At 69.4% G+C, this 24,815-nt stretch carries 24 protein-coding genes and 1 pseudogene; 11 read left to right on the forward strand and 14 right to left on the reverse strand.

Features of this window, described 5'->3' with window-relative positions; translation table 11 throughout:
• Positions 1–106: 106 nt before the first annotated feature.
• The 3 genes from FFI97_RS24255 to argS all read right to left on the reverse strand — a co-directional run bounded on the left by FFI97_RS24255 (position 107) and on the right by argS (position 3,374).
• Complete coding sequence (locus FFI97_RS24255) at positions 107–751, reverse strand: thiol:disulfide interchange protein DsbA/DsbL (protein WP_062483056.1); 645 nt, start codon at positions 749–751, stop codon at positions 107–109.
• A gap of 155 nt (positions 752–906) precedes the next feature.
• Entirely contained in the window at positions 907–1,674 is a 768-nt protein-coding gene (locus tag FFI97_RS24260; protein WP_144004519.1) for an SPOR domain-containing protein, read from the reverse strand.
• Between the two features lie 14 nt (positions 1,675–1,688).
• The gene (gene argS / locus FFI97_RS24265; protein ID WP_139702176.1) at positions 1,689–3,374 is read right to left on the reverse strand and encodes an arginine--tRNA ligase; all 1,686 of its coding nucleotides are present in this window, start codon (positions 3,372–3,374) and stop codon (positions 1,689–1,691) included.
• Between the two features lie 132 nt (positions 3,375–3,506).
• Here argS and FFI97_RS24270 point away from each other — a divergent pair, with 132 nt between their 5' ends.
• Positions 3,507–3,872 carry a hypothetical protein gene (locus FFI97_RS24270; RefSeq protein WP_139702177.1) on the forward strand — a complete coding sequence of 122 codons (366 nt, stop codon included), beginning with the start codon at positions 3,507–3,509 and terminating at the stop codon, positions 3,870–3,872.
• A gap of 93 nt (positions 3,873–3,965) precedes the next feature.
• On the opposite strand, the gene FFI97_RS24275 is transcribed toward FFI97_RS24270, so the two are convergent.
• The 4 genes from FFI97_RS24275 to FFI97_RS24290 form a co-directional block, all read right to left on the reverse strand.
• The gene (locus tag FFI97_RS24275; RefSeq protein ID WP_056584391.1) at positions 3,966–4,418 is read right to left on the reverse strand and encodes a DUF2214 family protein; all 453 of its coding nucleotides are present in this window, start codon (positions 4,416–4,418) and stop codon (positions 3,966–3,968) included.
• 64 nt (positions 4,419–4,482) lie between these two features.
• Positions 4,483–5,409, reverse strand: coding sequence for a LysR family transcriptional regulator (locus tag FFI97_RS24280; RefSeq protein WP_062479733.1), 927 nt, complete (start codon positions 5,407–5,409; stop codon positions 4,483–4,485).
• A gap of 32 nt (positions 5,410–5,441) precedes the next feature.
• Entirely contained in the window at positions 5,442–6,632 is a 1,191-nt protein-coding gene (locus FFI97_RS24285) for a CaiB/BaiF CoA transferase family protein (RefSeq protein WP_139702178.1), read from the reverse strand.
• Positions 6,625–7,560 carry a hydroxymethylglutaryl-CoA lyase gene (locus FFI97_RS24290; RefSeq protein ID WP_139702179.1) on the reverse strand — a complete coding sequence of 312 codons (936 nt, stop codon included), beginning with the start codon at positions 7,558–7,560 and terminating at the stop codon, positions 6,625–6,627. The genes FFI97_RS24285 and FFI97_RS24290 overlap by 8 nt, the downstream gene beginning before the upstream one ends.
• 89 nt (positions 7,561–7,649) lie before the next feature.
• On the opposite strand from FFI97_RS24290, the gene FFI97_RS24295 reads away from it, so the two are divergent.
• Positions 7,650–8,390: an IclR family transcriptional regulator gene (locus FFI97_RS24295; protein WP_139702180.1), complete on the forward strand. Its 741-nt coding sequence runs from the start codon at positions 7,650–7,652 to the stop codon at positions 8,388–8,390.
• Positions 8,391–8,393: 3 nt separating this feature from the next.
• Here FFI97_RS24295 and FFI97_RS24300 read toward each other — a convergent pair whose 3' ends face one another.
• On the reverse strand, positions 8,394–9,362 hold the full coding sequence (locus tag FFI97_RS24300; RefSeq protein WP_139702181.1) for a Bug family tripartite tricarboxylate transporter substrate binding protein: 969 nt from the start codon (positions 9,360–9,362) through the stop codon (positions 8,394–8,396).
• Between the two features lie 46 nt (positions 9,363–9,408).
• A pseudogene (gene hisC, locus FFI97_RS24305) lies at positions 9,409–10,392 on the reverse strand (histidinol-phosphate transaminase); the annotation flags it as partial.
• Positions 10,393–10,647: 255 nt separating this feature from the next.
• On the opposite strand from hisC, the gene FFI97_RS24310 reads away from it, so the two are divergent.
• Both FFI97_RS24310 and FFI97_RS24315 read left to right on the forward strand, forming a co-directional pair.
• Complete coding sequence (locus FFI97_RS24310; RefSeq protein ID WP_062479744.1) at positions 10,648–12,822, forward strand: malate synthase G; 2,175 nt, start codon at positions 10,648–10,650, stop codon at positions 12,820–12,822.
• Between the two features lie 149 nt (positions 12,823–12,971).
• A complete protein-coding gene (locus FFI97_RS24315; protein WP_139702183.1) occupies positions 12,972–14,249 on the forward strand; it encodes an MFS transporter in 1,278 nt (425 codons plus the stop codon).
• On the opposite strand, the gene FFI97_RS24320 is transcribed toward FFI97_RS24315, so the two are convergent.
• The 3 genes from FFI97_RS24320 to FFI97_RS24330 form a co-directional block, all read right to left on the reverse strand.
• Positions 14,239–14,679 carry an EamA family transporter gene (locus tag FFI97_RS24320; protein ID WP_139702184.1) on the reverse strand — a complete coding sequence of 147 codons (441 nt, stop codon included), beginning with the start codon at positions 14,677–14,679 and terminating at the stop codon, positions 14,239–14,241. The two genes, FFI97_RS24315 and FFI97_RS24320, sit on opposite strands and share 11 nt — an antisense overlap.
• Positions 14,680–14,749: 70 nt before the next feature.
• Positions 14,750–15,532 carry a hypothetical protein gene (locus FFI97_RS24325; RefSeq protein ID WP_139702185.1) on the reverse strand — a complete coding sequence of 261 codons (783 nt, stop codon included), beginning with the start codon at positions 15,530–15,532 and terminating at the stop codon, positions 14,750–14,752.
• Positions 15,525–15,752, reverse strand: a complete 228-nt coding sequence (locus FFI97_RS24330; RefSeq protein WP_139702186.1) for a hypothetical protein — start codon at positions 15,750–15,752, stop codon at positions 15,525–15,527. The genes FFI97_RS24325 and FFI97_RS24330 overlap by 8 nt, the downstream gene beginning before the upstream one ends.
• A 396-nt stretch (positions 15,753–16,148) precedes the next feature.
• Here FFI97_RS24330 and FFI97_RS24335 point away from each other — a divergent pair, with 396 nt between their 5' ends.
• Complete coding sequence (locus tag FFI97_RS24335) at positions 16,149–16,718, forward strand: fasciclin domain-containing protein (protein ID WP_139702187.1); 570 nt, start codon at positions 16,149–16,151, stop codon at positions 16,716–16,718.
• A gap of 25 nt (positions 16,719–16,743) precedes the next feature.
• Here the strand turns inward: FFI97_RS24335 and FFI97_RS24340 are convergent, their stop codons facing one another.
• Positions 16,744–17,670 (reverse strand): LysR substrate-binding domain-containing protein, encoded by a 927-nt coding sequence (locus tag FFI97_RS24340; protein WP_139702188.1) that lies wholly within the window; start codon positions 17,668–17,670, stop codon positions 16,744–16,746.
• Between the two features lie 82 nt (positions 17,671–17,752).
• Between FFI97_RS24340 and FFI97_RS24345 the strand changes: the two genes are divergently transcribed.
• From FFI97_RS24345 to FFI97_RS24365, 5 genes are all read left to right on the forward strand, one after another.
• Positions 17,753–18,109, forward strand: a complete 357-nt coding sequence (locus FFI97_RS24345) for a DUF2917 domain-containing protein (RefSeq protein ID WP_062479754.1) — start codon at positions 17,753–17,755, stop codon at positions 18,107–18,109.
• Between the two features lie 165 nt (positions 18,110–18,274).
• Complete coding sequence (locus tag FFI97_RS24350) at positions 18,275–19,096, forward strand: enoyl-CoA hydratase-related protein (protein WP_139702189.1); 822 nt, start codon at positions 18,275–18,277, stop codon at positions 19,094–19,096.
• A gap of 7 nt (positions 19,097–19,103) precedes the next feature.
• Positions 19,104–20,261: an acyl-CoA dehydrogenase family protein gene (locus FFI97_RS24355; protein WP_139702190.1), complete on the forward strand. Its 1,158-nt coding sequence runs from the start codon at positions 19,104–19,106 to the stop codon at positions 20,259–20,261.
• A 58-nt stretch (positions 20,262–20,319) separates the two neighbouring features.
• Entirely contained in the window at positions 20,320–21,576 is a 1,257-nt protein-coding gene (locus FFI97_RS24360; RefSeq protein ID WP_139702191.1) for a 6-phosphofructokinase, read from the forward strand.
• Positions 21,573–21,791, forward strand: coding sequence for a cysteine-rich CWC family protein (locus FFI97_RS24365; RefSeq protein ID WP_095743338.1), 219 nt, complete (start codon positions 21,573–21,575; stop codon positions 21,789–21,791). The genes FFI97_RS24360 and FFI97_RS24365 overlap by 4 nt, the downstream gene beginning before the upstream one ends.
• On the opposite strand, the gene FFI97_RS24370 is transcribed toward FFI97_RS24365, so the two are convergent.
• Positions 21,782–23,104 carry a putative zinc-binding metallopeptidase gene (locus tag FFI97_RS24370; protein ID WP_139702192.1) on the reverse strand — a complete coding sequence of 441 codons (1,323 nt, stop codon included), beginning with the start codon at positions 23,102–23,104 and terminating at the stop codon, positions 21,782–21,784. The genes FFI97_RS24365 and FFI97_RS24370 overlap by 10 nt on opposite strands.
• A gap of 131 nt (positions 23,105–23,235) precedes the next feature.
• Between FFI97_RS24370 and FFI97_RS24375 the strand changes: the two genes are divergently transcribed.
• A complete protein-coding gene (locus FFI97_RS24375) occupies positions 23,236–24,726 on the forward strand; it encodes a DHA2 family efflux MFS transporter permease subunit (protein WP_139702193.1) in 1,491 nt (496 codons plus the stop codon).
• Positions 24,727–24,815: the final 89 nt, after the last annotated feature.

Here is a 24,815-nt window from a genome sequence, read left to right on the forward strand (position 1 = left end):
GCTCTGAAACATTGTATGCGTGGGATGGCAATTGCCCACCGCCGCCAATGAAAAAGCCCGCCGAAGCGGGCCTTGCATTCGACCAAAAAGCAGGTCGCCGGGTCGGTCAGCCCTTCTTGGCTTCGCCGATGAGGAAGGTCGCGACCTGCAGCACCTTGGACATGCTGCCGGCGGTTTCGCCGTCCACATACCAGCGGCCCGCCACGGCCAGGGCCGGCACGCCGGCGACCTTGTAGGCCTCGGTCTGCTGCGCCGCGCGGCGGGCCTTGCTGGCCACGCCGAAGGACGCAAAGGTTTCCTTGAACTTGGCGCCGTCGAGGCCGGCACGCTCGGCCCAGGCCTGGATGTTGGCGTCGCCGTTCAGGTTCTGGCGCTGCGCGTGGATGGCGGCGAACACCTTCGAGTGGTACTCGTCCAGCTTGCCCATGGCTTCGAGCGTGAAGTACAGGCGCTGCTTGGCCTCGACGTCGTTGCCCACGAAGGGCACGGGGATGCGGCGGAACGCCACTTCCTTCGGGGCTGCCTTGACCCAGGCTTCGAGCGAGGGCTCGAAGTCGTTGCAATGCGGGCAGTTGTAGGAGAAGAACTCGACCACCTCGACCTTGCCGGCGGGTGCATCGACGGGCACGCGCTTGTCGAGCACGAGGAAATCGGTGCCGGCCTTGGGGGCGCGCTGGGCGTGTGCCGGAACGGCAGCCAGCGAAAGCAGCCCGATCGAAGTGGCGGCCAGCGAAAAGTCACGACGTTTCATGGAAAAGGTTCTCCTGTGGGTACCGCAGTACAGAGCCGGCGCGCCGCCGGGAGTTCCCATGGACGGCGCGACCGAGGCGCTGGAATTGACAAACGAGTGCGGCAGATGCCGCGCGGGCGAGAGCTTAAAGGCTGTTCAAGAACGGCGCTGACGGGTCAGCGCTGCACGCGCACCAGCGCCGATTCGAGACCGCCGCCGTCGAGCCGTTCCTTGAGCCGGTCGGCGTCGTCCTTCTTGTTGAACGGGCCCGCGCGCACGCGGTAGACCGTGCGACCGGCCTGCTCGCGCTCGGTGACCTTGGCCTCGACGCCCATCAGCGACAGCTTGGCACGCTGCGCCTCGGCGTCGTCGGTGGTGCGGAAGGCGCCGGCCTGCACGAAGTACATGAAAGGATCAGCACCCGACGGCGACGGTGCGGCGGCCGTGTGGCTCGGCGCGGCGGACGCGGTGGTCGTGCTGCTGCCGCCCGCACGGGCGCGGGCGAGGTCGCCCAGCGGATCGTTCGACGGCGGCAGGGCGTTGGCTTCGGCCGGCACCGGCGCGGGGCGCGCCGGCTTGGGCGCCACCACCACGGGGGCCGGGGCGGTGACCGGCGCGGTGGCGACCGGCGGAGTGCCGGGTGCCACGGTGGCGGGCGCGCCGGTGATCGGGTTCACCGGGCCGGTGGCCGTGGCGGCCGGCGGCGTGGCGGCCGGCTTGGGCGCGCCGGCCTTGCCGGCCAGCGGCGCGTTCGGGTCCCAGTCGCGGTTCTTGCGGGCTTCGGCTTCGTCCTGTTCGGCACCGCCGCGTTGCGTCTTGTTGACGAACGGGATCGGCACCTTGGTGACGTAGACCGCGATGCCCAGGGCGACGCCCAGACCGAGCACCAGGCCGATGATCAGCCCGATGACGATGTTGCCGCGTTGTCTGCTTGTCTTCTTCATGTTCAGAGGGTGATTCACATCTTGCTCGGCGCACTGACGCCGAGGATCGCGAGGCCATTGTGCAGCACCTGCGCGGCCGCTGCGACGAGTGCGAGACGCGCCAGCTTGACCGGCTCGTCGTCCACCAGGATGCGCTCGGCATCGTAGTAGCTGTGGTAGCTGGCCGCGAGTTCGCGCAGGTAGAAAGTCACGTCGTGCGGGGCGAAATCCTTCGCCGCCGCCGTCAGCATGGCCGGGTACTTGGCCAGCAGCAGCATCAGCGCCTGGGCCGCCGGGCTGTCCAGCGGCGACAGGTCGACCGCCTTGAGCGCGGCCGCGTCGCCGCCCCAGGCCGCGAGCACCGAGCAGATGCGCGCGTGGGCGTACTGCACGTAGTACACGGGGTTGTCGTTGTTCTTGGTCACCGCCAGGTCGACGTCGAAGGTGTATTCGGTGTCGGGCTTGCGGCTGAGCAGGAAGAAGCGCACGGCATCGGTGCTGGTCCACTCGATCAGGTCGCGCAGCGTGACGTAGCTGCCGGCGCGCTTGCTGATCTTGACCTCTTCGCCGCCCTTCATGACGCGCACCATGGTGTGCAGCACGTAGTCGGGGTAGCCCTCGGGAATGCCTTCGCCCGCGGCCTGCAGGCCGGCGCGCACGCGCGCGATGGTGCCGTGGTGGTCGGTGCCCTGGATGTTCACGACCTTGTGGAAACCGCGCTCCCACTTGGCGATGTGGTACGCGACGTCGGGCACGAAGTAGGTGTACGTGCCGTCCTTCTTCTTCATCACGCGGTCTTTGTCGTCGCCGTAGTCGGTCGACTTCAGCCACAGCGCGCCGTCCTGCTCGTAGGTCTTGCCGGCGGCCACGAGCTTGGCCACGGCCGCCTCGACGCGCCCGCTGTTGTAGAGGCTGGACTCGAGGTAGTAGTTGTCGAAGCGCACACGGAAGGCTTGCAGATCGAGGTCCTGCTCGCGGCGCAGGTAGGCCACGGCGAACTCGCGGATGCTGTCCAGGTCGTCGATGTCGCCGCTGGCGGTGTATTCGCGGTCGTCCGACTTGACGGTCTTCTTCGCCTTGAAGTCCTCGGCGATGTCGGCGATGTAGTCGCCGTTGTAGGCCGGGGCCTTTTCGCCGCTGGGCCACTCGGGGTCGCCGGGCTTGAAGCCCTTGGCGCGCAGCTGGGTGCTGTTGGCCAGCGTCTGGATCTGCACGCCGGCGTCGTTGTAATAGAACTCGCGCCACACGCTCTGGCCCTGCGAGGCCTGCAGGTTGCAGATGGCGTCGCCCAGCGCGGCCTGGCGGCCGTGGCCGACGTGCAGCGGACCGGTCGGGTTGGCCGAGACGAACTCGACCAGCACCTTTTCGCCCGTGGCGGGCTGCTGGCCGAAGGCTTCGCCGGCGGCCAGCACCTCGCGCACGATCTGCTGCTTGGCGGCAGCCTTCAGGCGGATGTTGAGGAAGCCGGGGCCGGCGATCTCGATCGCCTCGACCCATTGGCCGAAAGCGGGGGTGGCGAGCAGCGCAGCGCTCAGTTCCTCGGCCAGTTCGCGGGGCTTGCGCCCCAGCGGCTTGGCGAGCTGCATGGCGGCGGTGCTGGCGAAATCGCCGTGCGCCGCCACCTTGGGCGACTCGAACGCGGCTTTGGCGCCAGCGCCGGGAGAGAGGGTTTCGAGCGTGTTCGCGAGCGCCGCGAGCAGCTCCTGTTTGACCAATAGCATCTGTGAATTTTACCGGGGGCAAACCCGGACCCAGTTAACGATCGTCATCCGATGGGCGATGTCGCCCGTTAGGATGGTCGGCCCCGAGGCGGGGCGTCTGTCACAACCCAACCTTGCAAGGACATATCCACCATGAAGAAGCTCCTTTCCCTGGTCGCCTCCACCGTCGCGCTCGGCGCCTGCCTGTCGTTCAGCGCCTACGCGCAGGACAAGGCACCTGCACCGGTCGTGGCTCCCGCCGCCGCCGCCGCACCTGCGGCAGCCCCTGCCGCCGCGGCTGCACCCGCCGGTGGCGCCAGCTGCGATGCCAAGGCCATCGACAAGAACGGCAAGCCCCTGGCCGGCGCCGCCAAGAACAGCTTCATGAAGAAGTGCAACAAGGCCGCCGCCGGACCCGCCTGCGCCGCCAAGGCCCTCGACAAGAACGGCAAGGCCCTGGCCGGTGCCGCCAAGAACAGCTTCATGAAGAAGTGCGAAGCCGACGCGGCCAAGGCCTGATCCGGCGCGGCGCCGCCCTGCGGCGCTGACATTTGTTACCCCCCAAAGTCAAAGGGCCCGCTCACGCGGGCCTTTTCTTTTTGTCTTTATTGATTACTTGCCGAAGCCGCGCGCCAGGAACACCGCCACCAGCGGGATCAGCGCGATCAGGTGCGCCTGGATCATCACCAGCTTGCGGGTCTTCAGGATGTCGGCCTCCGCCGGCAGCTTGCCCGTGGCGCGCAGCGTCTTGCGCCAGCGGAAGTAGGTCAGCGTCGGGAAGATCGACAGCACGCCCACGATGATGAACAGCGTGAGCTTCACGTGCAACAGCGGGTTGGTCCAGTACCAGGCCGTGCCCTTCACGCCCCACCAGGTGCGCGCGATGCCGGTGGCCAGCACCGCGATGGCGGCAATGCCGTAGACCATGTCGACCTTGGCCAGCCGCTCGACCACGGCGGCATTGAGCCATTGCACGCGGCACAGCGCGGCTTCACTGGAGATGAACACGACCATCGTGAGGATGGCCAACAGATGCAGGTAGGCGAGGATGGCTTCGAGGGTCATCGGAAACTTTCTTCATCGGGGTTGCAAGCAAATGCAAAAAGCATTGTGCCGCCCGGTCACGATTTCAGGACCGCCCGCCCCAGAATTCCGGCTGCCCGTACTGCGCTTTGAGGAAATCAAGCCACAGTCGCACGCGCAGCGGCAGGTGCTTGGTGCCTGTGAACACCGCATAGATGCCGTTGGGCGGCGCGGCGAAGTCGTCCAGCAGGGGCACGAGCAGGCCGGCGTCGATCTCGGCCTCGACCTCCCAGGTGCTGCGCCAGGCGATGCCGTGGCCCGCCAGGCACCAGTCGTGCAGCACCTGGCCGTCGGAACAATCGAGCGGGCCGCTGGGGCGCAGGTGAATGAGTTCCTGCACGCCCTCCTCGCTGGTAATGCGAAAGGCCCAGCCGCGCGTCTGCGAGGCGTCGCTCGACAGCGTGAGGCAGGCAAAGCGCGACAGCTCGCCCGGGTGCTTGGGCGCGCCGTGGCGGCGCAGGAACTCGGGCGTGGCGACGCAGCGGCGGCGGTTGTCGGCCAGGCGCACGCTCACCAGCGACGAGTCGGGCAGGTCGCCCACGCGCACGGCGCAGTCGAAGCTCTCGCCGGTGACGTCGACCACGCGGTCGCTGAGGTTCAGCGAGATCGTCACCTCCGGGTGCAGCGCATGAAAGCGCGGCACCAGCGGCGCGACGTGGCGGCGGCCGAAGCCGGCCGGCGCCGTCACGCGCAGGTGGCCACTGGCCTTCACGCCGCCGGCGCTCACGCTGGCCTCGGCGTTCGCGAACTCGGTCAGGAGGCGCTGGCAGTCTTCGAGAAAGGCGCTGCCTTCGTGCGTGAGCGCGATGCGGCGCGTGGTGCGCACCAGCAGCTTGACGCCCAGGCGCTCTTCGAGCGCGTCGATGCGACGGCCCATGATCGCGGGCGCCACGCCTTCCGCCTTGGCCGCCGCGGTGAGGCTGCCGCGGGTCGCGACCGAGACAAAGGATTCGAGCTGCTTGAGGCGGTCCATGGCGCGGGAACTATATCGCCCGCCACCGAAGATCAGTCGCCGGCCGTGACGCCTTGCGCCCGCAGCGCGGCGATGTCGCCGTCGCTGTAGCCCACCTCCTTCAGCAGCGCCTCGCTGTGCTCGCCGATGTGCGGCGGCTGCAGGCGGATGCCGGGGCGTTCGCCGCCCAACGTGAACGGCGCGAGCGGCACCTTGGCCATGTGGCCGTCGTTCATGCGCACGGGCGCGAGGCCGCCGGTGGCATTGAGGTGCGGGTCGTCGAACAGCTCCTGCGGCTTGGTGATGGGCGCGAAGGGCAGCTCGTTCTGCTCGAACACCGCACTGAGTTCGGCCGCGCTGTGGTTGGCGAGGTGCGAGCGCAGGATCGGCATCATCCACTCGCGTGCGCGCACGCGGTCGTTGTTGGTCTTCAGGCGCGGGTCGGCCAGCATCTCCTCGAGGCCGAAGGCCTTGCAGAAGATGGCCCACTGCTTGTCGCTCACGGCCGCCAGGAAGATCTGCTCGCCGTCCTTCACGGTGAACACGTCGTACACGGCCCAGGCCGAGATGCGGCTGGGCATTGGGTCGGCCGCCTTGCCCGTGGCGGCGAACTGCATCATGTGCTGCGCGACCAGGAACACGTTGTTCTCGAACAGCGCCGACTGCACCTCGCAGCCCTTGCCGGTGAGCTCGCGCTGGCGCAGCGCGGCCATCGCGCCGATGGCGCCGAACATGCCGCCCATGATGTCGTTCACGCTGGTGCCCGCGCGCAGCGGGTCGCCGGCGCGGCCGGTCATGTAGGCCAGGCCGCCCATCATCTGCACCACCTCGTCCAGCGCGGTGCGGTGGTCGTACGGGCCGGGCAGGAAACCCTTGTGGCTCACGTAGATGAGGCGCGGGTTGAGCTTGGCGAGCGTGTCGTAATCGAGCCCCAGCTTCTTCATCGTGCCGGGCTTGAAGTTCTCGCTCACGATGTCGGCGGTGGCGATGAGGCGCAGCGCCGCTTCCACGCCCTCGGGCTTCTTCAGGTCGAGCGCGATGCTCTTCTTGTTGCGGTTGAAGGTCGGGAAGAAACCCGCGCCCGAGCCCAGCAGGCGGCGCGTGTTGTCGCCTTCGATGGGCTCGACCTTGATGACTTCGGCGCCCAGGTCGGCCAGCAGCAGGCCGCAGGTCGGGCCCATGACCATGTGGGTGAATTCGACGACGCGCACGCCCGCGTAGGGCAAGGGATTGGCTTCAGACATGAGAGAGGGTTTCCTGGACAAAGCCCTTGGGCAGGCCGGCTTCGGGCGTCATGCCGTAGACCGGCTCGCCGGGCAGGCCGGCCTTGAGCGGCGCGCGCGCCGCGATGAGTTTGTCGATGTCGATGCCGGTGCGCACACCCATGGCCTCGAACATGAAGACGAGGTCTTCGGTGACCGCATTGCCCGACGCGCCCGGCGCATACGGGCAGCCGCCGAGGCCGCCGAGCGAGGCGTCGAAGGTGCGCACGCCCTCGTCCCACGCGGCCAGGCAGTTGGCGATGCCCAGGCCGCGCGTGTTGTGCATGTGGGCCGCGCCCGCGTGCACGCCGAGTTCGGCGCGCAGCCGCTTGAAGAGGCGGCGCACCTGCGCGGGGTTGGCGTAGCCCACGGTGTCCGACAGGCCGACCTCCTGCGCGCCGGCCTCGACGCACTGCACGGCCAGGCGGATCACGTCGTCTTCCGGCACCAAGCCCTGCAGCGTGCAGCCGAAGGCGGTGGAGATGCCCGCTTCGAGCTTCACCTGCGGCGCGAGGGCGCCGCGCAGCTCGGCGATGGCGCGCACCTCCTCGACCATCTCGGTCGGCGTCTTGCGCACGTTGGCCAGCGAATGCGCCACGCTGGCCGACACCGGCATCGTGAGCTTGTGCACGCCGGCTTCGAGCGCGGCCTGCGCGCCCTTGCGGTTGGGCACCAGCGCCATCACCACGAGGCCGGGCAACGTGACCGCGTGGCGCACCACCTCGGCGGCGTCGGCCATCTGCGGCAGCAGCTTCGCGGGCACGAAGGAGGCGACCTCGATCTCGCGCAGGCCAGCGGCATGCAGCGCGTCGATCCAGCGCAGCTTGTCGGCCGTGGGCATGGTGGCCTTCACGGACTGCAGGCCGTCGCGCGGGCCGACCTCGCTGATGAGGACGTCGGGGGAGGTCATCGGGTGCTTTCTTGACTGTTCTATCTTGCAGAACTATATTCTGTTAAACAGAATTAAATCGGCAAGCCCGCCGACTGTCAAGCCACGCCATGCCCCGCAAAGCCCAGACCGAATCGGTGTCCGACCTCAACGCCGCCCCCGGCGGCGCCGCCGCGGTCGACCGCGCGCTGAGCCTGCTGTCGGCCTTCCGGCCCGGCGACGAGGCGCTGTCGCTCGCGCAGTTCGCCGAGCGCACGCAGCTGTACAAGAGCACGGTGCTGCGCCTGCTGGCCTCGCTCGAACATGCGCGGCTGATCCGCCGGCAGGACGACGGGCGCTACGCGCTGGGGCTGGAGATCGCGCGGCTGCACGGGCTGTACGCCGCGTCGCAGTCGCTCGATCGCCTCGTGCTGCCGGTGCTGCGCACGCTCGCCGCCGCCACCGGCGAGAGCGCGGCGTACCACGTGCGGCAGGACCAGGGCGACAGCTGGGTGCGCCTGTGCCAGTTCCGCGTCGATTCCTCGCACGTGGTGCGCGACCACGTGCGCGCGGGCGACCTGCTGCCCAACGACCGGGGCGCGGGCGCGCGCGTGCTGATCGCCTTCGGGCCCGAGGCCGAACGGCCGCGTGGCGCGAAGGAGCGCAAGCTGCACGACGCGATCCGCGCGCAAGGCTATTGCGCACTGGTGGGCGACCGCACGGCCGAGCTGGCGGGCATCTCGGCGCCGGTGTTCCATGCGGATGGCGGCCTGGCCGCGGCGGTCACGCTGACGATGCCGACGCACCGCTACGACGCGGCCTACATCGAGCCCGTGCGCGCGGCGGCGAAGGCGCTCAGCGGGCAGGTCTGAGGATCAGGATTCAGCCTTGAAGCCGGAATTCTTGATCGGCAGCTCCCACCGCTTCAGGTGCGTCGCCTGGATGCTCGCCAGCTCCGCCGGCCCCGCATGCGCCGGCACGAGGCCCAGCGCGTAGATCTTTTCCTGCACATCGGGCATGCGCAGCGCGTCGGCCACGGCCTTGTCGATGCGCGCGACCAGCTCGGGCGACATGCCCGGCGGGCCGTACAACCCGAAGAAGGCATCGGCCGTCACATTGATGCCCGCTTCTTTCAGCGTCGGCACGTCGGGCAGCGCGCGGCTGCGCTTTTCGCCCGTCACCGCGAGGATGCGGACCTTGCCCGCGCGGTGGTGCTCGATGGTTTCCGAGGCGGTGTCCACCATCAGCGGCACCTGTCCGCCGATGAGGTCTTGCGCGGCCGGCGCGCCGCCGCGGTAGGCGACGTGCGTCATCGGCACGCCCGAGGCCTGCGCCAGCAGCTGGCCCGCGAAATGCGGCACCGTGCCGGCGCCCGAGGTCGCGTAGTTGGCCTTGCCCGGGTTGGCCTTCATCCAGGCCAGCACCGCCTTCAGGTCGCCTGCCGGCGCGCCCGGCCCGGCCGTGACCGCGAAGTCGAAGGTGCTGCCGAGCGAGATCGGCGTGAAGTCCTTCACCGTGTCGTAGCCGAGGTTCGAATACAGCCACGGGTGGATCACCATCGCGCCGCTGGGCGAGAAGATGAGCACGCTGCCGTCCGGCGGCGAGCGCTTGAGCTCGGCCAGCGCCAGCCGCCCCGCCGCGCCGGGCTTGTTGTCGACGATGACGTTCTGCCCGAGCGACACGCGCATCTTGTCGGCCAGGATGCGCGCGACCACGTCGGCCGACCCGCCCGGCGGAAAGCCGATCAGGATGCGTACCGTGCGCTCCTGCGCGAACGCCATCGGCGCGAGCGCCGTGGCGGTGATGACGGCAGCGGCCTGCGCTGCGAACTGGCGGCGTTGCATGGGGCGGTCTCCTCGGGGTGGTTGTTCTTCGGTGTGCGTGGGGTCGTCAGCGCAGCGCGGCCAGCAGGGCCTCGTTCTGCGCCGGCAAGCCGACGCTCACGCGCAGCCATTGCGGCAGCCCGTAGGGGCCGAGCAGCGAGACCTCGATGCCGGCGGCCAGCAGGCGCGCGTGCACGGCCGGCGCGTCGCCGACCTGCACCATCACGAAGTTGCCCGACGACGGGACGTACGGCAGACCCAGCGCACTGAAGCCCGCGGCGAGCTGCTCGCGCCCGGCGGTGTTGAGTTCGTAGGTGCGCGCCAGGAAGTCGGTGTCGCCCAGCGCCGCCACGGCCGCGGCCTGGGCCGGCGTCGTCACGTTGAAGCGCGGGCGGTGCGCGTTCAGGCGCGCCGTGAGCGCCGGCTGCGACACGCCGTAGCCGATGCGCAGCCCCGCCAGGCCGAAGGCCTTGGAGAAGGTGCGCGCCACGATCAGGTTGGGCAGGCGGCGCACCCATCCGATGCTGTCGTAGCGCTGCGCGGGCGCCAGGTACTCGGTGTAGGCCTCGTCGAGCAGCACCGTCACGTGCGCGGGCACCGATTGCAGAAACTCGCGCAGCGGCGCAGCATCGATGAAGGTGCCGGTCGGGTTGTTCGGGTTGGCGACGAAGACCAGCTTCGTGTCGTCGCCGATGGCGGCGCGCATCGCGTCCAGGTCGTGGCCGAAGTCGCGCGAGGGCACGACGGTGGCGCGTGCGTGGGCGTGCGCCGTGGCCGCCGCATAGACGATGAAGCCGTACTGCGAATAGACGACGTTCTCGCCCGGCTTGAGGCTGACCTGCGCCGCGAGCTCGAGGATCTCGCTCGACCCGCTGCCCAGCGTGAGCCATTCGGGCGGCACGTCGAGCCGCGCGGCCAGCGCCTGCTTGAGCGCGGTGCCGTTGCTGTCGGGGTAGTTGCCCGCACCTTCGAGGGCGTCGGCGGCGGCGCGGCGGGCCGACTCGGGCATGCCGAGCGGGTTTTCGTTGGAAGCCAGGAGGATCATTGCGGCGGGAGCTGATTATTTAAGAAGTTAAATATATACAGCTGCCACCGGCCCGGCCTCAGGGCCTACCCTTTGAAGCGAGGCTTGGGCCCTGGTCGATTACCTTCATTTTTGTCACAGATAAATCTCACTTTCGACTCTTACTCGCCCGCAAAGTATCGAATACAGTTCTCCCATGGCTTCACCTGGGGCAAGTGCGCCCCACTGCTGCGCCGCCCCCGATTTCCTGTTTTTTGCATTGCGTTCCCCAAGGAGAAACACATGACCGACCGCACCACCGCCCACCGACTCCAGGTCGCGACCGAACTGCACCGCTTCGTCGAAGAGAAGGTCCTGCCCGCCAGCGGCGTGGCCAGCGACGTGTTCTGGAAGGGCTTCGACGCCATCGTCCATGACCTGGCGCCCAAGAACGTCGCCCTGCTCGCCGAGCGCGACCGCCTGCAAAGCGAACTCGACGCCTGGCACAAGAAGAACCCCGGCCCGATCGCCGACATGCCGGCCTACCGCGCCTTCCTGGAAAAGATCGGCTACCTGCTGCCGCAGCCCAAGGGCGTGAAGGCCACCACGGCCAACGTCGACTCCGAACTCGCGCTGCAGGCCGGTCCGCAGCTGGTGGTGCCGATCCTGAACGCGCGCTACGCCCTGAACGCCGCCAACGCGCGCTGGGGTTCGCTGTACGACGCGCTGTACGGCACCGACGCCATTCCCGAAACCGGCGGCGCCGAAAAGGGCAAGGGCTACAACCCCGTGCGCGGCGCCAAGGTCATCGAGTTCGCGCGCAACGTGCTCGACCAGGCCGCACCGCTGGCCAACGGCTCGCACAAGAACGCCACCGGCTACAGCGTGAAGGACGGCCAGCTGGTCGTCGCGCTGCAGGGCAGCAGCACCGGCCTGGCCGACGCATCGCAGTTCGTCGGCTACCAGGGCGACGCCGCCGCGCCGTCGTCGGTGCTGCTCAAGCACAACGGCATCCACCTGGACATCCGCATCGACCGCAGCACCGCCATCGGCAAGAGCGATGCGGCCGGCGTGAGCGACCTCGTGCTCGAAGCCGCGCTCTCGACCATCCTCGACCTGGAAGACTCGGTGGCCGTGGTCGACGCGGCCGACAAGGTCGTCGCGTACGCGAACTGGCTGGGCATCGTGCAGGGCACGCTGACCGAAGAAGTCGCCAAGGGCGGCAAGACCTTCACGCGCGGCCTGAATGCCGACCGCGAGTACACGGGCGCCAACGGCCAGCCGCTGAAGCTGCACGGCCGCTCGCTCATGTTCCTGCGCAACGTGGGCCACCTGATGACCAACCCGGCCATCCTGTACGAAGGCGGCAAGGAAATCCCCGAAGGCATCCTGGACGCCGTGGTCACCACCACCATCGCCATGATCGACGTCAAGCGCAAGGGCAACTCGCGCACCGGCAGCATCTACATCGTCAAGCCCAAGATGCACGGCCCGGCCGAAGTCGCCTTCGCCAGCGAGCTGTTCGGCCGCGTCGAGCAGCTGCTCGGCCTGCCCGCCAACACCGTCAAGCTCGGCATCATGGACGAGGAGCGCCGCACCAGCGTGAACCTGCAGGCCTGCATCGCCGAAGCTGCCGCGCGCGTGGCCTTCATCAACACCGGCTTCCTGGACCGCACCGGCGACGAGATGCACACCGCCATGCAGGGCGGCCCGATGATCCGCAAGGGCGACATGAAGTCCAGCGCGTGGATCGGCGCCTACGAAAAGAACAACGTGCTCGTCGGCCTGAACTGCGGCCTGCGCGGCAAGGCGCAGATCGGCAAGGGCATGTGGGCCATGCCCGACCTGATGGCCGCCATGCTCGAGCAGAAGATCGCCCACCCCAAGGCCGGCGCCAACACCGCCTGGGTGCCCTCGCCCACCGCCGCCACGCTGCACGCGCTGCACTACCACCAGGTCAGCGTGACCGCGGTGCAGCAAGAGCTGGAAAAGATCGACGCCGACGGCGAGCGCGAGAACATCCTGAACGCGCTGCTGCAGGTGCCGATCGCTGCACAGGCCAAGTGGACCGACGCCGAGAAGCAGCAGGAAATCGACAACAACGTGCAGGGCATCCTGGGCTACGTGGTGCGCTGGGTCGACCAGGGCGTGGGCTGCTCGAAGGTGCCCGACATCCACAACGTCGGCCTCATGGAAGACCGCGCCACGCTGCGCATCTCGAGCCAGCACATCGCCAACTGGCTGCTGCACGGCGTGGTCACCAAGGCGCAGGTCGACGAGGCCTTCCAGCGCATGGCCAAGGTGGTCGACGAGCAGAACGCCGGCGACGCGCTGTACCAGCCGATGGCCGGCCACTTCGACACCTCGGCCGCCTACAAGGCCGCACAGGACCTCGTGTTCAAGGGCATCGAGCAGCCCAGCGGCTACACCGAGCCGCTGCTGCACGCCTGGCGCCTGAAGGTCAAGGCCGCAGCCTGACGCGCGCCTTGCGCAGTGCCGGCCACCGCCGGCGCTGACGCCTCGGAGACACGCAACGAACGGCGCCCTCGGGCGCCGTTCTGCATGGGGCGCGACATGCCGGTAGCATCGACGCCGCCCTCTTCTCTCTCCGGTCTCCGTTTCTCCCGATGAACAAGCACGCGGCTTCGCCGCCCCCGACCCGCGGGTCGACCTCGGCCGCGGCCATGCTGGTCGCACTGGCCACCGCCTTCGCGCTGAGCCAGGCCTTTCGCACCGTCGGCGCCATGATGGCCACGCCGCTCACGCAGCACTTCGGCCTCACGCCGCAGGCGCTGGGCACCTGGGCCGGCACCTTCCATTTCACCTTCGGCATCATGCAGCTCGCGATGGGCGTGTCGATCGACCACTTCGGCGTGCGCCGCACCGTGCTCACCGCCTTTCCGCTCGCCATCGCGGGCGCCGCGCTGTGCACCGTGGCGCCGGGCTTCGGTGCGCTGCTGCTGGGGCAGGCGCTGATCGGCGTGGGCTGCGCGCCGGCCTTCCTGGCCTGCACCGTGTTCATCGCGCGGCACTTCGACGCCGCGCGCTTCACCGCCATGTCGGGGCTGGTGATGAGCCTCGCGGGCATGGGCATCCTGTTCACCGGCACGCCGCTGGCGCTGCTGATCGAGGCCGCCTCGTGGCGCGCCGGCTATGCCGCGCTGACCGCCTTCGCCGTGCTCTCGTGGATCGTCATCTTCTGGCGCGTGCACGAGCCCGCGCGCACGCAAGCAACATCTGACGAACCCGCACCCGAGCGCCAGTCGCTGCGCCAGGCCGTGCGCGACCTGCTGCCGCTGTTCGCCATGCCGCACACGCTCGGGCTGCTGTGCTTCGCCTGCGTGTCGTATGCCGCCTTCATCACGCTGCGCGGCCTGTGGCTCGGCCCCGTGCTGCACGACCGCCACGGCCTCTCGCTCGTGGCCAGCGGCAACGTGGCGCTGGTGATGACCGTCGCCGGCATGGCCAGCCCCATGCTGTTCGGCCGCCTCGACCCCGGCGGCGCGCGCCGCACGCGCTGGATGATGCGCTGCGCCTTCGCCGGCGCGGCGATGTTCGCCGCCATGGCCCTCACGCAATCGCGCGCCATCGACATCGGCCTGCCGATCGTCTACGGCATGCTCTCTGGCTACAGCGTGCTGCTGTACGCGTACACCAAGAACGCCTACCCGGCGGCCGTGACGGGCCGCGCGATGGCGCTGCTCAACATGGCGATGTTCCTCGGCGTCTCGCTGATGCAATGGACCACCGGCGTGGCCGCCTCCTGGGCCGTGGCCCAGGGCAGCGAGCCGTTCCGCGCGGTGTTCCTCACGGTGAGCGGGATGCTGGCGGCGGGGACGCTGGCGTTCTGGATGCTGCCGAGAGCCAAGGCATTGGTGCGCCCGACGGCGCCGCCTAGCGCTTGATCGCCAGCATCAACACCCCGCCCGCGATCATCGCCACGCCGCCCCACTCGCGCACGGACGGGCGCTCGCCGAGGAACATCACGGCGAACAGCACCACGAGCACCACGCTGAGCTTGTCGACCGGCGCGACCTGCGAGGCGTTCCCCATCTTGAGCGCGCGGAAGTAGCAGACCCACGACGCGCCGGTCGCCAGCCCCGACAGCACGAGAAAGGCCCAGGTGCGCGGCGACAGTTCGAAGGGGTTGCTCCACTTGCCCGTGGCCTTCACGAAGGCCGCGAGCACGACGAGGATCACCACGGTGCGCACCAGCGTCGCCATGTCGGCATCGACGCCGGCCAGGCCCAGCTTGGCGAGGATGGCCGTCATCGCGGCGAAGACGGCCGACAGCATGGCCCAGACGAACCAGTTCGACGATGCAGCGAAGCTCATGGCGCGCTCCTTCAGAGGCAGGTGATGTCAGTGCGCCCGATCATCGCGCGAATGGCTGCCCTCGCAACGCTCACGCCGCATCCCCCAACCGCGCCCGCACCTCGCGCCGGCTCAGCTGGCGCTTGGCGACGGCATACACGTCATGACGCCCATACATGTCGAAGTGCGTGGGCAGGCCCGGCGCTGAACGTCGCGCCGCACCGCAGCGCGTGACCATGCAGCGGCGCAACACGTCGTAGCACCTGGGCTCCGTTTGCGTCGTGCCTGCGCGCTCGGGAAACTTCGCGAGCACGACTTCGAACCAGCAGCCGTCGACGCAGTGCCACTGCGTGGTCGCGTCGATCAAGTGGTAGACCGCATGCGGCGTGTCGCCGCGCCGCGCGGCCCGGTCCACACGGCGCGCCGCGCGCGCCTCGCGCAGGCGCCGGTTCGGCAGCAGGATGCCGGTGACCGGGTGCACGAACAGCTCGACACCCGGCGCTTCGTGCAGCGGCACGCCGTCGCGGGTTCCCCAGCGGTAGGGTCGCACCCGCACCTCGCCATCGCACAGCACCGTGTCGCGCGCCACGAAGTCGTCGACGTGCAGAAAGATGTGCGCCTGCACCGTGCTGCGGCGATCGATGCCGCTGCACAGCTCGGCGTACACCTTGTCCCACGGCCGGTGCACCTGCTTGTGCAGCCAGCGCTTGAGCGGCTGGAGGTTTTCGCTCAGCCACTTCGGATGCTGCAGGCCGCGCTTCATGCCCAGGTGCGAACCGCGCTCGGGGCTGTTGCGCCACGGGCGGCCATCGCCCTGCACGCGCCAGCCGCCGCGCGGACGCTCGACGATCACCTTGTCCATGTCGTCACGCATCGTCGGCCCTCCGTGCGATGTCGCGCGCGGCTTTCTGCAGCGCCACCTTCTGCGCGCGCCGCTCGGCGCGGTGGGTGCGCAGGTGGCGGCCCGCGCCCTGGCTGGCTTCGCGGCGCGCCATCGCGGCCACCACGGGATTGCGCGGTGCCGACGCGGGCACCGCAAAGTAGAACCGGCCCAGACGCTTGTCGTCGTCGCGGGCCTTTCGTTGAGCACTCATGTGCACACACTCCGAAAAAACAAAAAGGCCCCGGCGAATGCAGTTGCGCGCGGGGCCCTTGTCGATTCGGCCGCGGCGGATGCGAAGGTGCACATCCGGCCGGGGCGGTCGGTGTGCGTCAGGTGTTCAGTGAACGGTTCATTGAATGGTGTTCTCGCCCGGGAGGTTGATCGTCGCCGTGCGCGGTGTCTGGAAAAACGGTCGCTGAAAAAGGAAGGGCGGATTCTGGCGAGGGCCTTCGCCGTGCGCAAGCCCGGCGCGGCGCGCTGTGGTGCAAAGCTGACAGGGCACATCGGTTGAATCCGCTTCGCGCATCGCGCCGTATGGCATCTCAAGCGCATCGCGCCTCCGAGCTGTTGGCGGTTTCCACAGAGCCTTTCCTTCCAGGAGACATCCATGAAAAAACTCGTGATCGCCCTCGGCGTGTCGGTCCTGCTCGGCGCGTGCGCCGGCAGTGGCATGAGCAACGCCAGCAGCAGTGCCGCCACCCCCATGGTCGGCGGCGCGCCGATGTACCCGACGAAGGACATCGTCGACAACGCGGTGAATTCGAAGGACCACACGACGCTGGTCGCCGCGGTGAAGGCGGCCGACCTCGTGGCCACGCTCAAGAGCCCGGGCCCGTTCACGGTGTTCGCGCCCACCAACGCCTCGTTCGCGGCGCTGCCGGCCGGCACGGTCGACACGCTGCTCAAGCCCGAGAACAAGGCCACGCTCACCAAGGTGCTGACCTACCACGTGGTGCCCGGTCGCATGGACAGCGCGGCGCTGACGAGCGCGATCAACGCGGGCGGCGGCAAGGCGATGCTCAAGACCGCCAGCGGCGGCACGCTCACGGCCACGATGAGCGGCGGCACGGTGTGGGTGACCGACGCCAAGGGCGGCACGGCGGCGGTGACGATCGCCAATGTCTACCAGTCGAACGGCGTGATCCACGTCGTCAACAAGGTGCTGCTGCCAGGTTGATCGGCAGGCGGGCGGCGGCCCTTCGTCAGCTCCGCTGCGCGGCCTCCGCCTCGTCGCGCAGCCATTGCGCGAAGTCCTGCGCGTCGCGGTTGCCCGCGGCGCGCCGCGACATCTCGATGAAGTAGCCGCGGTGCGATGCCACGCCCTGGCCGAGCGGCGCCACGAGCCGGCCGTCGCGCACCAGTTCGCGCAGCAGCGGCAGGCGCCCGATGACCACGCCCTGCCCCGCCACCGCGGCGGCCACCGCATCGGCGTACTGCGAGAAGCGCAGCGTGCTCTTCATGCGCAGGTCTTCCAGCCCCATCACCTTGAGCCACGGCTCCCAGTCGGTGGTCGGGGCTTCGCTGTGGTCCGGGTATTCGATGGTCAGCAGCGTGAGCTTGGAAAAATCGGACAGCTCGCGCAGCGACGCGGCCACCTGCGGCGCGCACAGCGGGATCACCGACTCCTCGAACAGCGCCGGGCCCACGCCGCGGCCGATGGGCACGAAGCGCACCGCAAGGTCGAGCCGGCTCACGTCCAGGTCGAGCACGTCGAGCGTGGCCGACACGCGCACGTCGACCTGAGGATGCGTGCCGGTGAAGCGCGCCAGTTTCGGAATGAGCCACAGCGACGCAAAGCCCGGCGTGGTGGTGATCGACACCTGCCGCGGCGCGGCGCTGGCGCGCACGCGCGCGGTGGCGTCGCGCAGGCGCTCCAGGCTGTCGGTGACGGCGCGCTGCAGCACGCCGCCGGCCTCGGTGAGCACGAGCGCGCGGTGGCGGCGCTCGAACAGCAGCACGCCCAGGCTGGCTTCGAGCTGCTGGATCTGCCGGCTCACGGCCGACTGCGTGAGGTGCAGCTCGCCCGCCGCCAGCGTGAAGCTGAGCCGGCGCGCGGCGGCCTCGAAGCTGCGCAGCAGCTCGAGCGGCGGGAGCTCGCCGGCAGGGGTTTTCACATTCTCTGGAGGCATGCAACGAGTTCCAAATGACCGCGTGTAAGAGAGGGCTCGGCTCACTATATTCATTCGTATCACGAATGCAATGGAGGTTCCCATGAGCACCACCGACCGGTCCCCTTCCACCTTTTTCTCCTCGTCGAGCTCGCGCTTCCACGTGAGCCTGCCCAGCCGCGCCGTCTTCGCCGTGCCCGACGGCGCGGGCGTGGGCATCGAATGCCGCAGCGGCGCGGTGTGGATCACGCTGGACCGCGACCCGCGCGACATCGTGCTCGGGCCGGGCGAGCGCTTCGAGAGCACCGAGCACCGGCGCGTGCTGGTGTCGGCGCTGGAGTCGTCGTGCATCTCGGTGTCGGACGCGCAGCCCGCCGCGCTGCCGAACCCGGCCTCGCGCGCACAGGCTCGCGTGCGGTCGCCTTGGCGACTGGCGCTGCACGGGTTGTCCCCGGCTTGACCGCGGGCGCCGTGGCATCGAACCTCGATGCCATGGACCGCCCCCGCAGGGAGCAGCACCGCGCGCCGCCGTGACGACAGGCGGCTTTTTGCTTTGGGCGTCCGTTTTCCTTCTTGGCCTTGAAAGGGACACGCCCATGACCACCACTTCTGGCGCAGCGCTCGCATGAACGCGCCGCAACCCACACCCCAACCCTGCATCCTGTGCGAGCAGGCCGACGGCATCGCCACGCTCACGCTGAACCTGCCGCACAAGCTGAACCCGATCGCGAAAGACCTGCAGGTCGAACTGCGCGACGCGCTCGAGCGCATCCGCGACGACCGCACGGTGCGCGCCGTGATCCTCACGGGCGCCGGCAAGGCCTTCTGCGTGGGCGCCGACCTGAGCGCGATGGCGCCGCCCGGCGAGCCCGGCCAGACGCTCGGCGACCAGACCGCCGAGTGGATGCAGAAGCTCAGCAACCCGCTCATCGAGACGCTGCGCACGCTGCCGGTGCCGGTGGTGGCAGCCGTCAACGGCCCGGCGGCCGGTGCGGGCGTGGGCTTGGCGCTCGCGGCCGACGTGACCATCGCGGCGCGCAGCGCCTACTTCTACCTGCCCTTCCTGCCCAAGCTGGGCATCGTGCCCGACCTGGGCTGCACCTGGGCCATTCCGCGCCGCGCCGGCCGTGCGCGCGCGATGGGCATGGCGCTGCTCGACGAGCGCCTGAGCGCCGGACGCGCCGTGCAGTGGGGCCTGATCTGGGCCTGCGCCGACGACGAGCAACTGATGGACGAAGCCCGCGCCATCGCGCAGCGCCTGGCGCGCCTGCCGGCGCACTCGGTGCTCGAAGCCCGCGAGGCCTTCGACGCCTCGGAGCACCACTCGCTGAAAGAACAACTGCACTACGAGAGCGAGCGCCAGCGCGCGCTCATCGACCGCCCCAGCTTCCGTGAAGGCGTGAGCGCCTTCCTGCAGAAGCGCCCTCCTGTCTTCGAAACCCGCTGACGTCCCCATGACCATCGAACGCACCCTCTTCACCGCCGACCACGAGGCCTTCCGCGACAGCTTCCGCCGCTTCATGGACAAGGAGATCGCGCCTTTCCACGACGACTGGGAAGAGCAAGGCTACGTCGACCGCGCCGTCTGGTCCAAGGCCGGCGAAAACGGCTTCCTGTGCATGGCGCTGCCCGACACCTACGGCGGCGCGGGCGCCGACCTGCTCTATTCGGTGATCCAGTTCGAGGAGCTGTGGGCGCGCGGCTTCACGGGCATCGGCTTCGGCCTGCACAACGAGATCGTCGCGCCGTACATCCTGCGCTACGGCACCGAGGCGCAGAAGCAGCACTACCTGCCGAAGCTCGCCAGCGGCGAGAGGGTGGGCGCCATCGCCATGAGCGAGCCCGGCGCGGGCAGCGACCTGCAGGCCGTGAAGACCAGCGCCATCCGCCAGGCCGACGGCAGCTACCTGCTCAACGGCAGCAAGACCTTCATCACCAACGGCTGGCATGCCGACCTGGTGATCGTGGTCGCCAAGACCGACCCGGCCGCGGGCGCGAAGGGCACCAGCCTGTTCCTCGTCGAGCGCGGCATGCCGGGCTTCGAGAAGGGCAAGCGCCTGAAGAAGCTGGGCCTGAAGGCACAGGACACGTCCGAGCTGTTCTTCAACGACGTGCGCCTGCCGGCCGAGGCGCTGCTGGGCGAGGTCAACCGCGGCTTCGTCTGCCTGATGGAGCAGCTGCCCTGGGAGCGGCTGCAGATCGCGATCAGCGCGGTGGCCGCGTCGCAGGCCGCCATCGACCACACCGTGGCCTACGTGAAAGAGCGCAAGGTGTTCGGCCAGCCCGTGGGCAACTACCAGAACACACGCTACACGCTGGCCGAGCTGCAGACCGAGGTGCAGGTGGCGCAGGTGTTCGTCGACAAGTGCATCGAGCTGCTCATGGCCGAGAAGCTCGACACCGCCACCGCGAGCATGGCCAAGTACTGGACCAGCGACCTGCAGTGCAAGGTGATGGACGAGTGCGTGCAGCTGCACGGCGGCTACGGCTTCATGTGGGAGTACCCGATCACCCGCGCGTACGCCGACGCGCGCGTGCAGCGCATCTACGGCGGCACCAACGAGATCATGAAAGAGGTGATCACGCGATCGATGGGCCTCGGCGGGCGCTGAAGCGCCCCGCATTTGGCACCACTGGCGCCATGGAAAGGGCTGCGGGAGAATGCCGCGCATGCCCATCCTCAACGCCTTCTACGCCCAGTCGGGCGGCGTCACCTCGGTCATCAACGCCTCGGCCTGCGGCGTGATCGAGACGGCGCGCCAGCACCCGGACCGCATCGGCACGCTCTATGCCGGGCGCAACGGCATCCTCGGCGCGCTCACCGAGGACCTGATCGACACCAGCGCCGAGCCGGCCGACGCGATTGCGGCGCTGCGCACCACGCCCTCGGGCGCGTTCGGCTCGTGCCGCTACAAGCTCAAGTCGCTCGAGAAAAACCGCCGCGAGTACGAGCGCCTGATCGAGGTGTTCAAGGCGCACGGCATCGGCTACTTCTTCTACAACGGCGGCGGCGACTCGGCCGACACCTGCTTCAAGGTGAGCCAGCTGTCGCAGTCGATGGGCTACCCGCTGCAGGCCATCCACGTGCCCAAGACCATCGACAACGACCTGCCGCTGACCGACTGCTGCCCGGGCTTCGGCTCGGTGGCGAAGTACGTGGCGGTGTCCACGCTCGAAGCCTCGTTCGACGTGCGCTCGATGGCCGCCACCTCCACCAAGGTGTTCGTGCTCGAGGTGATGGGCCGCCACGCGGGCTGGATCGCCGCGGCCGGCGGGCTGGTGGCCGACCATGGCATTCCGGTGGTGGTGCTGTTCCCCGAGATCGAGTTCGATGCGGCCCGTTTCCTGGCGCGCGTCGATGCCATGGTGCAGCAGCACGGCTACTGCTCGGTGGTGGTGTCCGAAGGCTGCCACCATCCCGACGGCACCTTCCTGGCCGAACAGGGCGCGCGCGATGCCTTCGGCCATGCGCAGCTCGGCGGCGCGGCGCCGGTGGTGGCGCAGATGGTGAAGGAGGCGCTGGGCCACAAGTTCCACTGGGCGGTGGCCGACTACCTGCAGCGCGCGGCACGCCACATCGCCTCGGCCACCGACGTGAAGCAGGCCTACGAGCTGGGCCAGCGCGCGGTCGAGCTGGCGCTCGAAGGCCGCAACGCGGTGATGCCGACCATCGAGCGCACGAGCGACGTGCCCTATGCGTACACGTTGGGCGCGGCGCCGCTCGAAGCGGTGGCCAATGTCGAGAAGCCGATGCCGCGCGATTTCATTTCGGACGACGGCTACGGCATCACCGAGAAGTGCCGCCGCTACCTGCTGCCGCTGATCGCGGGCGAGGACTACCCCGCCTACCGCGACGGCCTGCCGGTGTACGCGACGCTGCGCAACGTGGCGGTGCCGAAGAAGCTGCCGGCCTTCGCGCTCGCATGACGGTGGTCATCGACACCGCGCGCTGTCCGCTGTGCGGCGAGGCGAACCGCTGCGCGATGGAGGTCGAGCGCGAGACCGGGCAGGCGCAGCCGCCCTGCTGGTGCATGGCCGCCGATTTTTCGCTGGCCCCGCTCGACACGCTGCCCCCGGCGTTGCGCGGCCAGGCCTGCATCTGCGCGCGCTGCGCCGCAGGAAAGCCGCCGCCTCAGGACTGAGCGACGTCGCCCTGCGACTGGGACTGTGACTGCCCCTGTGCAGGCTCGGCAGCTTCCGTCGCGGCTTCCGCCACATCCCCTGCCGTCACCATCGTCGGCGCCGTGCCGCTGCGCTGCGCGGTGACCACGCCGTGGATGAACTGCAGCTTGCCCACCGCCGCGCGCGGCAGCACGAAGGGGTAGTAGTCGGGCTGGCCCATGCTGCGCGACAGCTCGTTGAGCATGCTGGTCAGCAGCACCCAGCCGTTGATGAAGTCGAGAAACTTCGCGGCGTCGGGATGGTCGGGCTGCCACAGGTCGGCGGCGGTAAAGAGATCGTTCTGCAACTCCACATTGCTCGCGTCGATGCCGAAGCTCATGGCCGTGTCGGCGGTGTCGGCCATGTGCAGGTAGTGGGCCCAGGTCTCGGCCCAGTCTTCCCACGGGTGCATGCTCGCGTAGCTGCTGACGAAGCGCTGCGCCCAGTCGGGCGGCGGGCCCTGTTCGTAGTGCTGCTGCAGCGCGGCGCCGTAGTCGGCGCGCTCGTCGCCGAAGAGCACGCGGAAGTCGTCGATCCATCGCGTGGGCAGCACCAGCAGGTCCCAGTAGTAGTGACCGATCTCGTGGCGGAAGTGGCCCAGCAGCGTGCGGTAGGGCTCGTGCATCTCGGCGCGGATGCGCTCGCGCACGGCGTCTTCGGCCTCCTCGGCGTTGAGCGTGATCAGCCCGTGCTCATGGCCCGTCATCACGTGCGGGGCGCCCGGCATGTTGCTGAGGAAATCGAAGGCCAGCCCGTGCACCGGGTCGGCATGGCGGCTCACCACCGGCAGGCCGAGCGCGAGCAGCTGCGAGATCAGGCGGCGCTTGGGCATCTCGAGCTTGCGCCAGAGTTCGCCGTTGGCTTCCACCGACAGGTCGGGGATGGTGCGCGTGACGCTGCAGGCCAGGCAGTAGCCGGGCGCCAGGCCCTGCGTGTCGGCGGGAATGGTTTCGCCCTCGCGCGGCTGCGCCACCATCCAGTTGCAAGCGGCCGGCGTCATGAGGTTGGCGCAGCGGCGGTAGGTGGCGCCGTGCGGGTCGCCAAAGACGGTGAAGGTGTCGGGCAGCGCGCCCTCGCCTTCGGCCGGCGCCAGCGGCACCACGCCGAGCCGGTCGATCACGTAGCCCAGCGGCGTGTGGCAGGCCAGGCACTCGCTGTTGCGCAGGAACACGGGGCGCCCGCACTGGCAGCGGTAGGCGCGGCTGACGGTGGGCGCGGCGAGTTCAGCCGCGAGCGTGGGGGTGGCGTCGGGCGCGGCCGGGTCGTGGCCGGAGTCGGGGGTCGATGGATGCATGGCTTGTTCTTTGGAGACTTGACGCACAGGGGACAGCCGCCGCATTGTGCGACCGGCCCGCGCGCGGTCGACCGCGTAAACACCGATATGCTTGTAGGACGACGGACCCGCGACCGTCCCTGCGCCGCCCCATGACCTCCCCCCCCACACCCGACACGCCGCCCTCCATGGGCGCCCTGCGCGCCCGCTACGGCGAGCGCTACCGCTGGTACCTGCTGCTGTCGGTCATGGTGGGGACGATGGCGTCCATCATGTCCTCGACCATCGTCAACGTGGCGATCCCCGACATGAGCCACCACTTCGCGCTGGGCCAGGAGCGCGCGCAGTGGGTCAGCTCGGGCTTCATGGTGGCGATGACGGTGTCGATGCTCACCACGCCCTGGCTGCTGTCGCGCTACGGCTACCGGCGCACCTACGTCGGCACCATGCTCCTGCTGCTGGCCGGCGGCATCGTCGGCGGGCTGGCCAACCACTACCCGCTGGTGCTGCTGGCGCGCGTGGCCGAGGGGCTGGCCGCGGGCGTGGTGCAGCCCATTCCGGCCATCATCATCCTGCGCGCCTTCGAGCCGCACGAGCAGGGCCGCGCCAGCGGCATCTTCGGCATGGGCGTGGTGCTGGCGCCGGCCATCGGGCCGAGCATCGGCGGCGTGCTGGTCGACCTGTTCGGCTGGCGCTCGATCTTCTTCATGGTGGTGCCCTTCTGCCTGGCCTCGATCTGGCTGGCCTACAAGTTCGTGCCCAAGACCGCGCCCGGCGGCGTGGCCGCGACGCGCGGCAGCGGGCTCGATGCGCGCGGCCTGGCGCTGGGCACCGTGGGCACGCTGTGCCTGCTGAACGGGCTGGTCGAGCTGCGCGGCGATTCGCCGCTGCAGGCCGCGCTGCTGCTGGCCGGCGCGCTCATCGCCTTCGCCGCCTTCGTGTGGTGGCAGCGCCGGCTCATGGCCTCGGGCGGCGCGCCGCTGATGAACCTCGCGCTCTTTCGCTACCGCCAGTTCGCCATGGGCAGCCTGGTCGCCTTCATCTACGGCACCGCGCTGTTCGGCTCGACCTACCTGCTGCCGGTGTACATGCAGGTGGGGCTGCACCTGTCGGCCTCGCATGTGGGCACCACCCTGCTGCCGGCCGGCATCGTGCTGGCCTTCACCATCGCGGGCGTGGGCCGGCTGGCCGACAAGCAGCCAACCTGGCTGCTGGTGAGCATCGGCCTGGCGCTGCTGGCGGTGTCGTTCGCGCTCATGGCCGTGCTGCGGCTGGACAGCCCGCTGTGGCTGCTGGTGGTGTTCGCGATCGTCGGGCGCATCGGGCTGGGCTTCATCCTGCCCTCGCTCAACCTCGGGTCGATGCGCCCGCTGGCCAAGCCGCTCATTCCGCAGGGCGCCAGCGCGATCAGCTTCGTGCGCATGCTCGGCGGCGCGGTGGGCGTGAGCCTGTGCGCCATCATTCTCGAATGGCGCCTGGCGGCGCACGGCGACTCGCTCGCCAACCCGGTGAGCACGCCGGCGCGGCTGGCCGCCTTCGACGAGGTGTTCCTCATGCTGGCCGGCCTGTGCGCGCTGGCCGTCTGCGCGGCCTGGCAGCTGCGCGAGCCGCCCGGCGAGGACACGGCGCAACACAGGGGGTAAACCCCGGCGGCGCGGGGACTCGCTTTCGCTTTCAATTGTTATCAGTTGTATCTAAAAGCGGAATCGGTTCCATGCATCGCAGACGTTTT

Source organism: Variovorax sp. KBS0712, from assembly GCF_006323185.2.
GTDB classification, from domain to species: Bacteria; Pseudomonadota; Gammaproteobacteria; order Burkholderiales; family Burkholderiaceae_C; genus Variovorax; species Variovorax boronicumulans.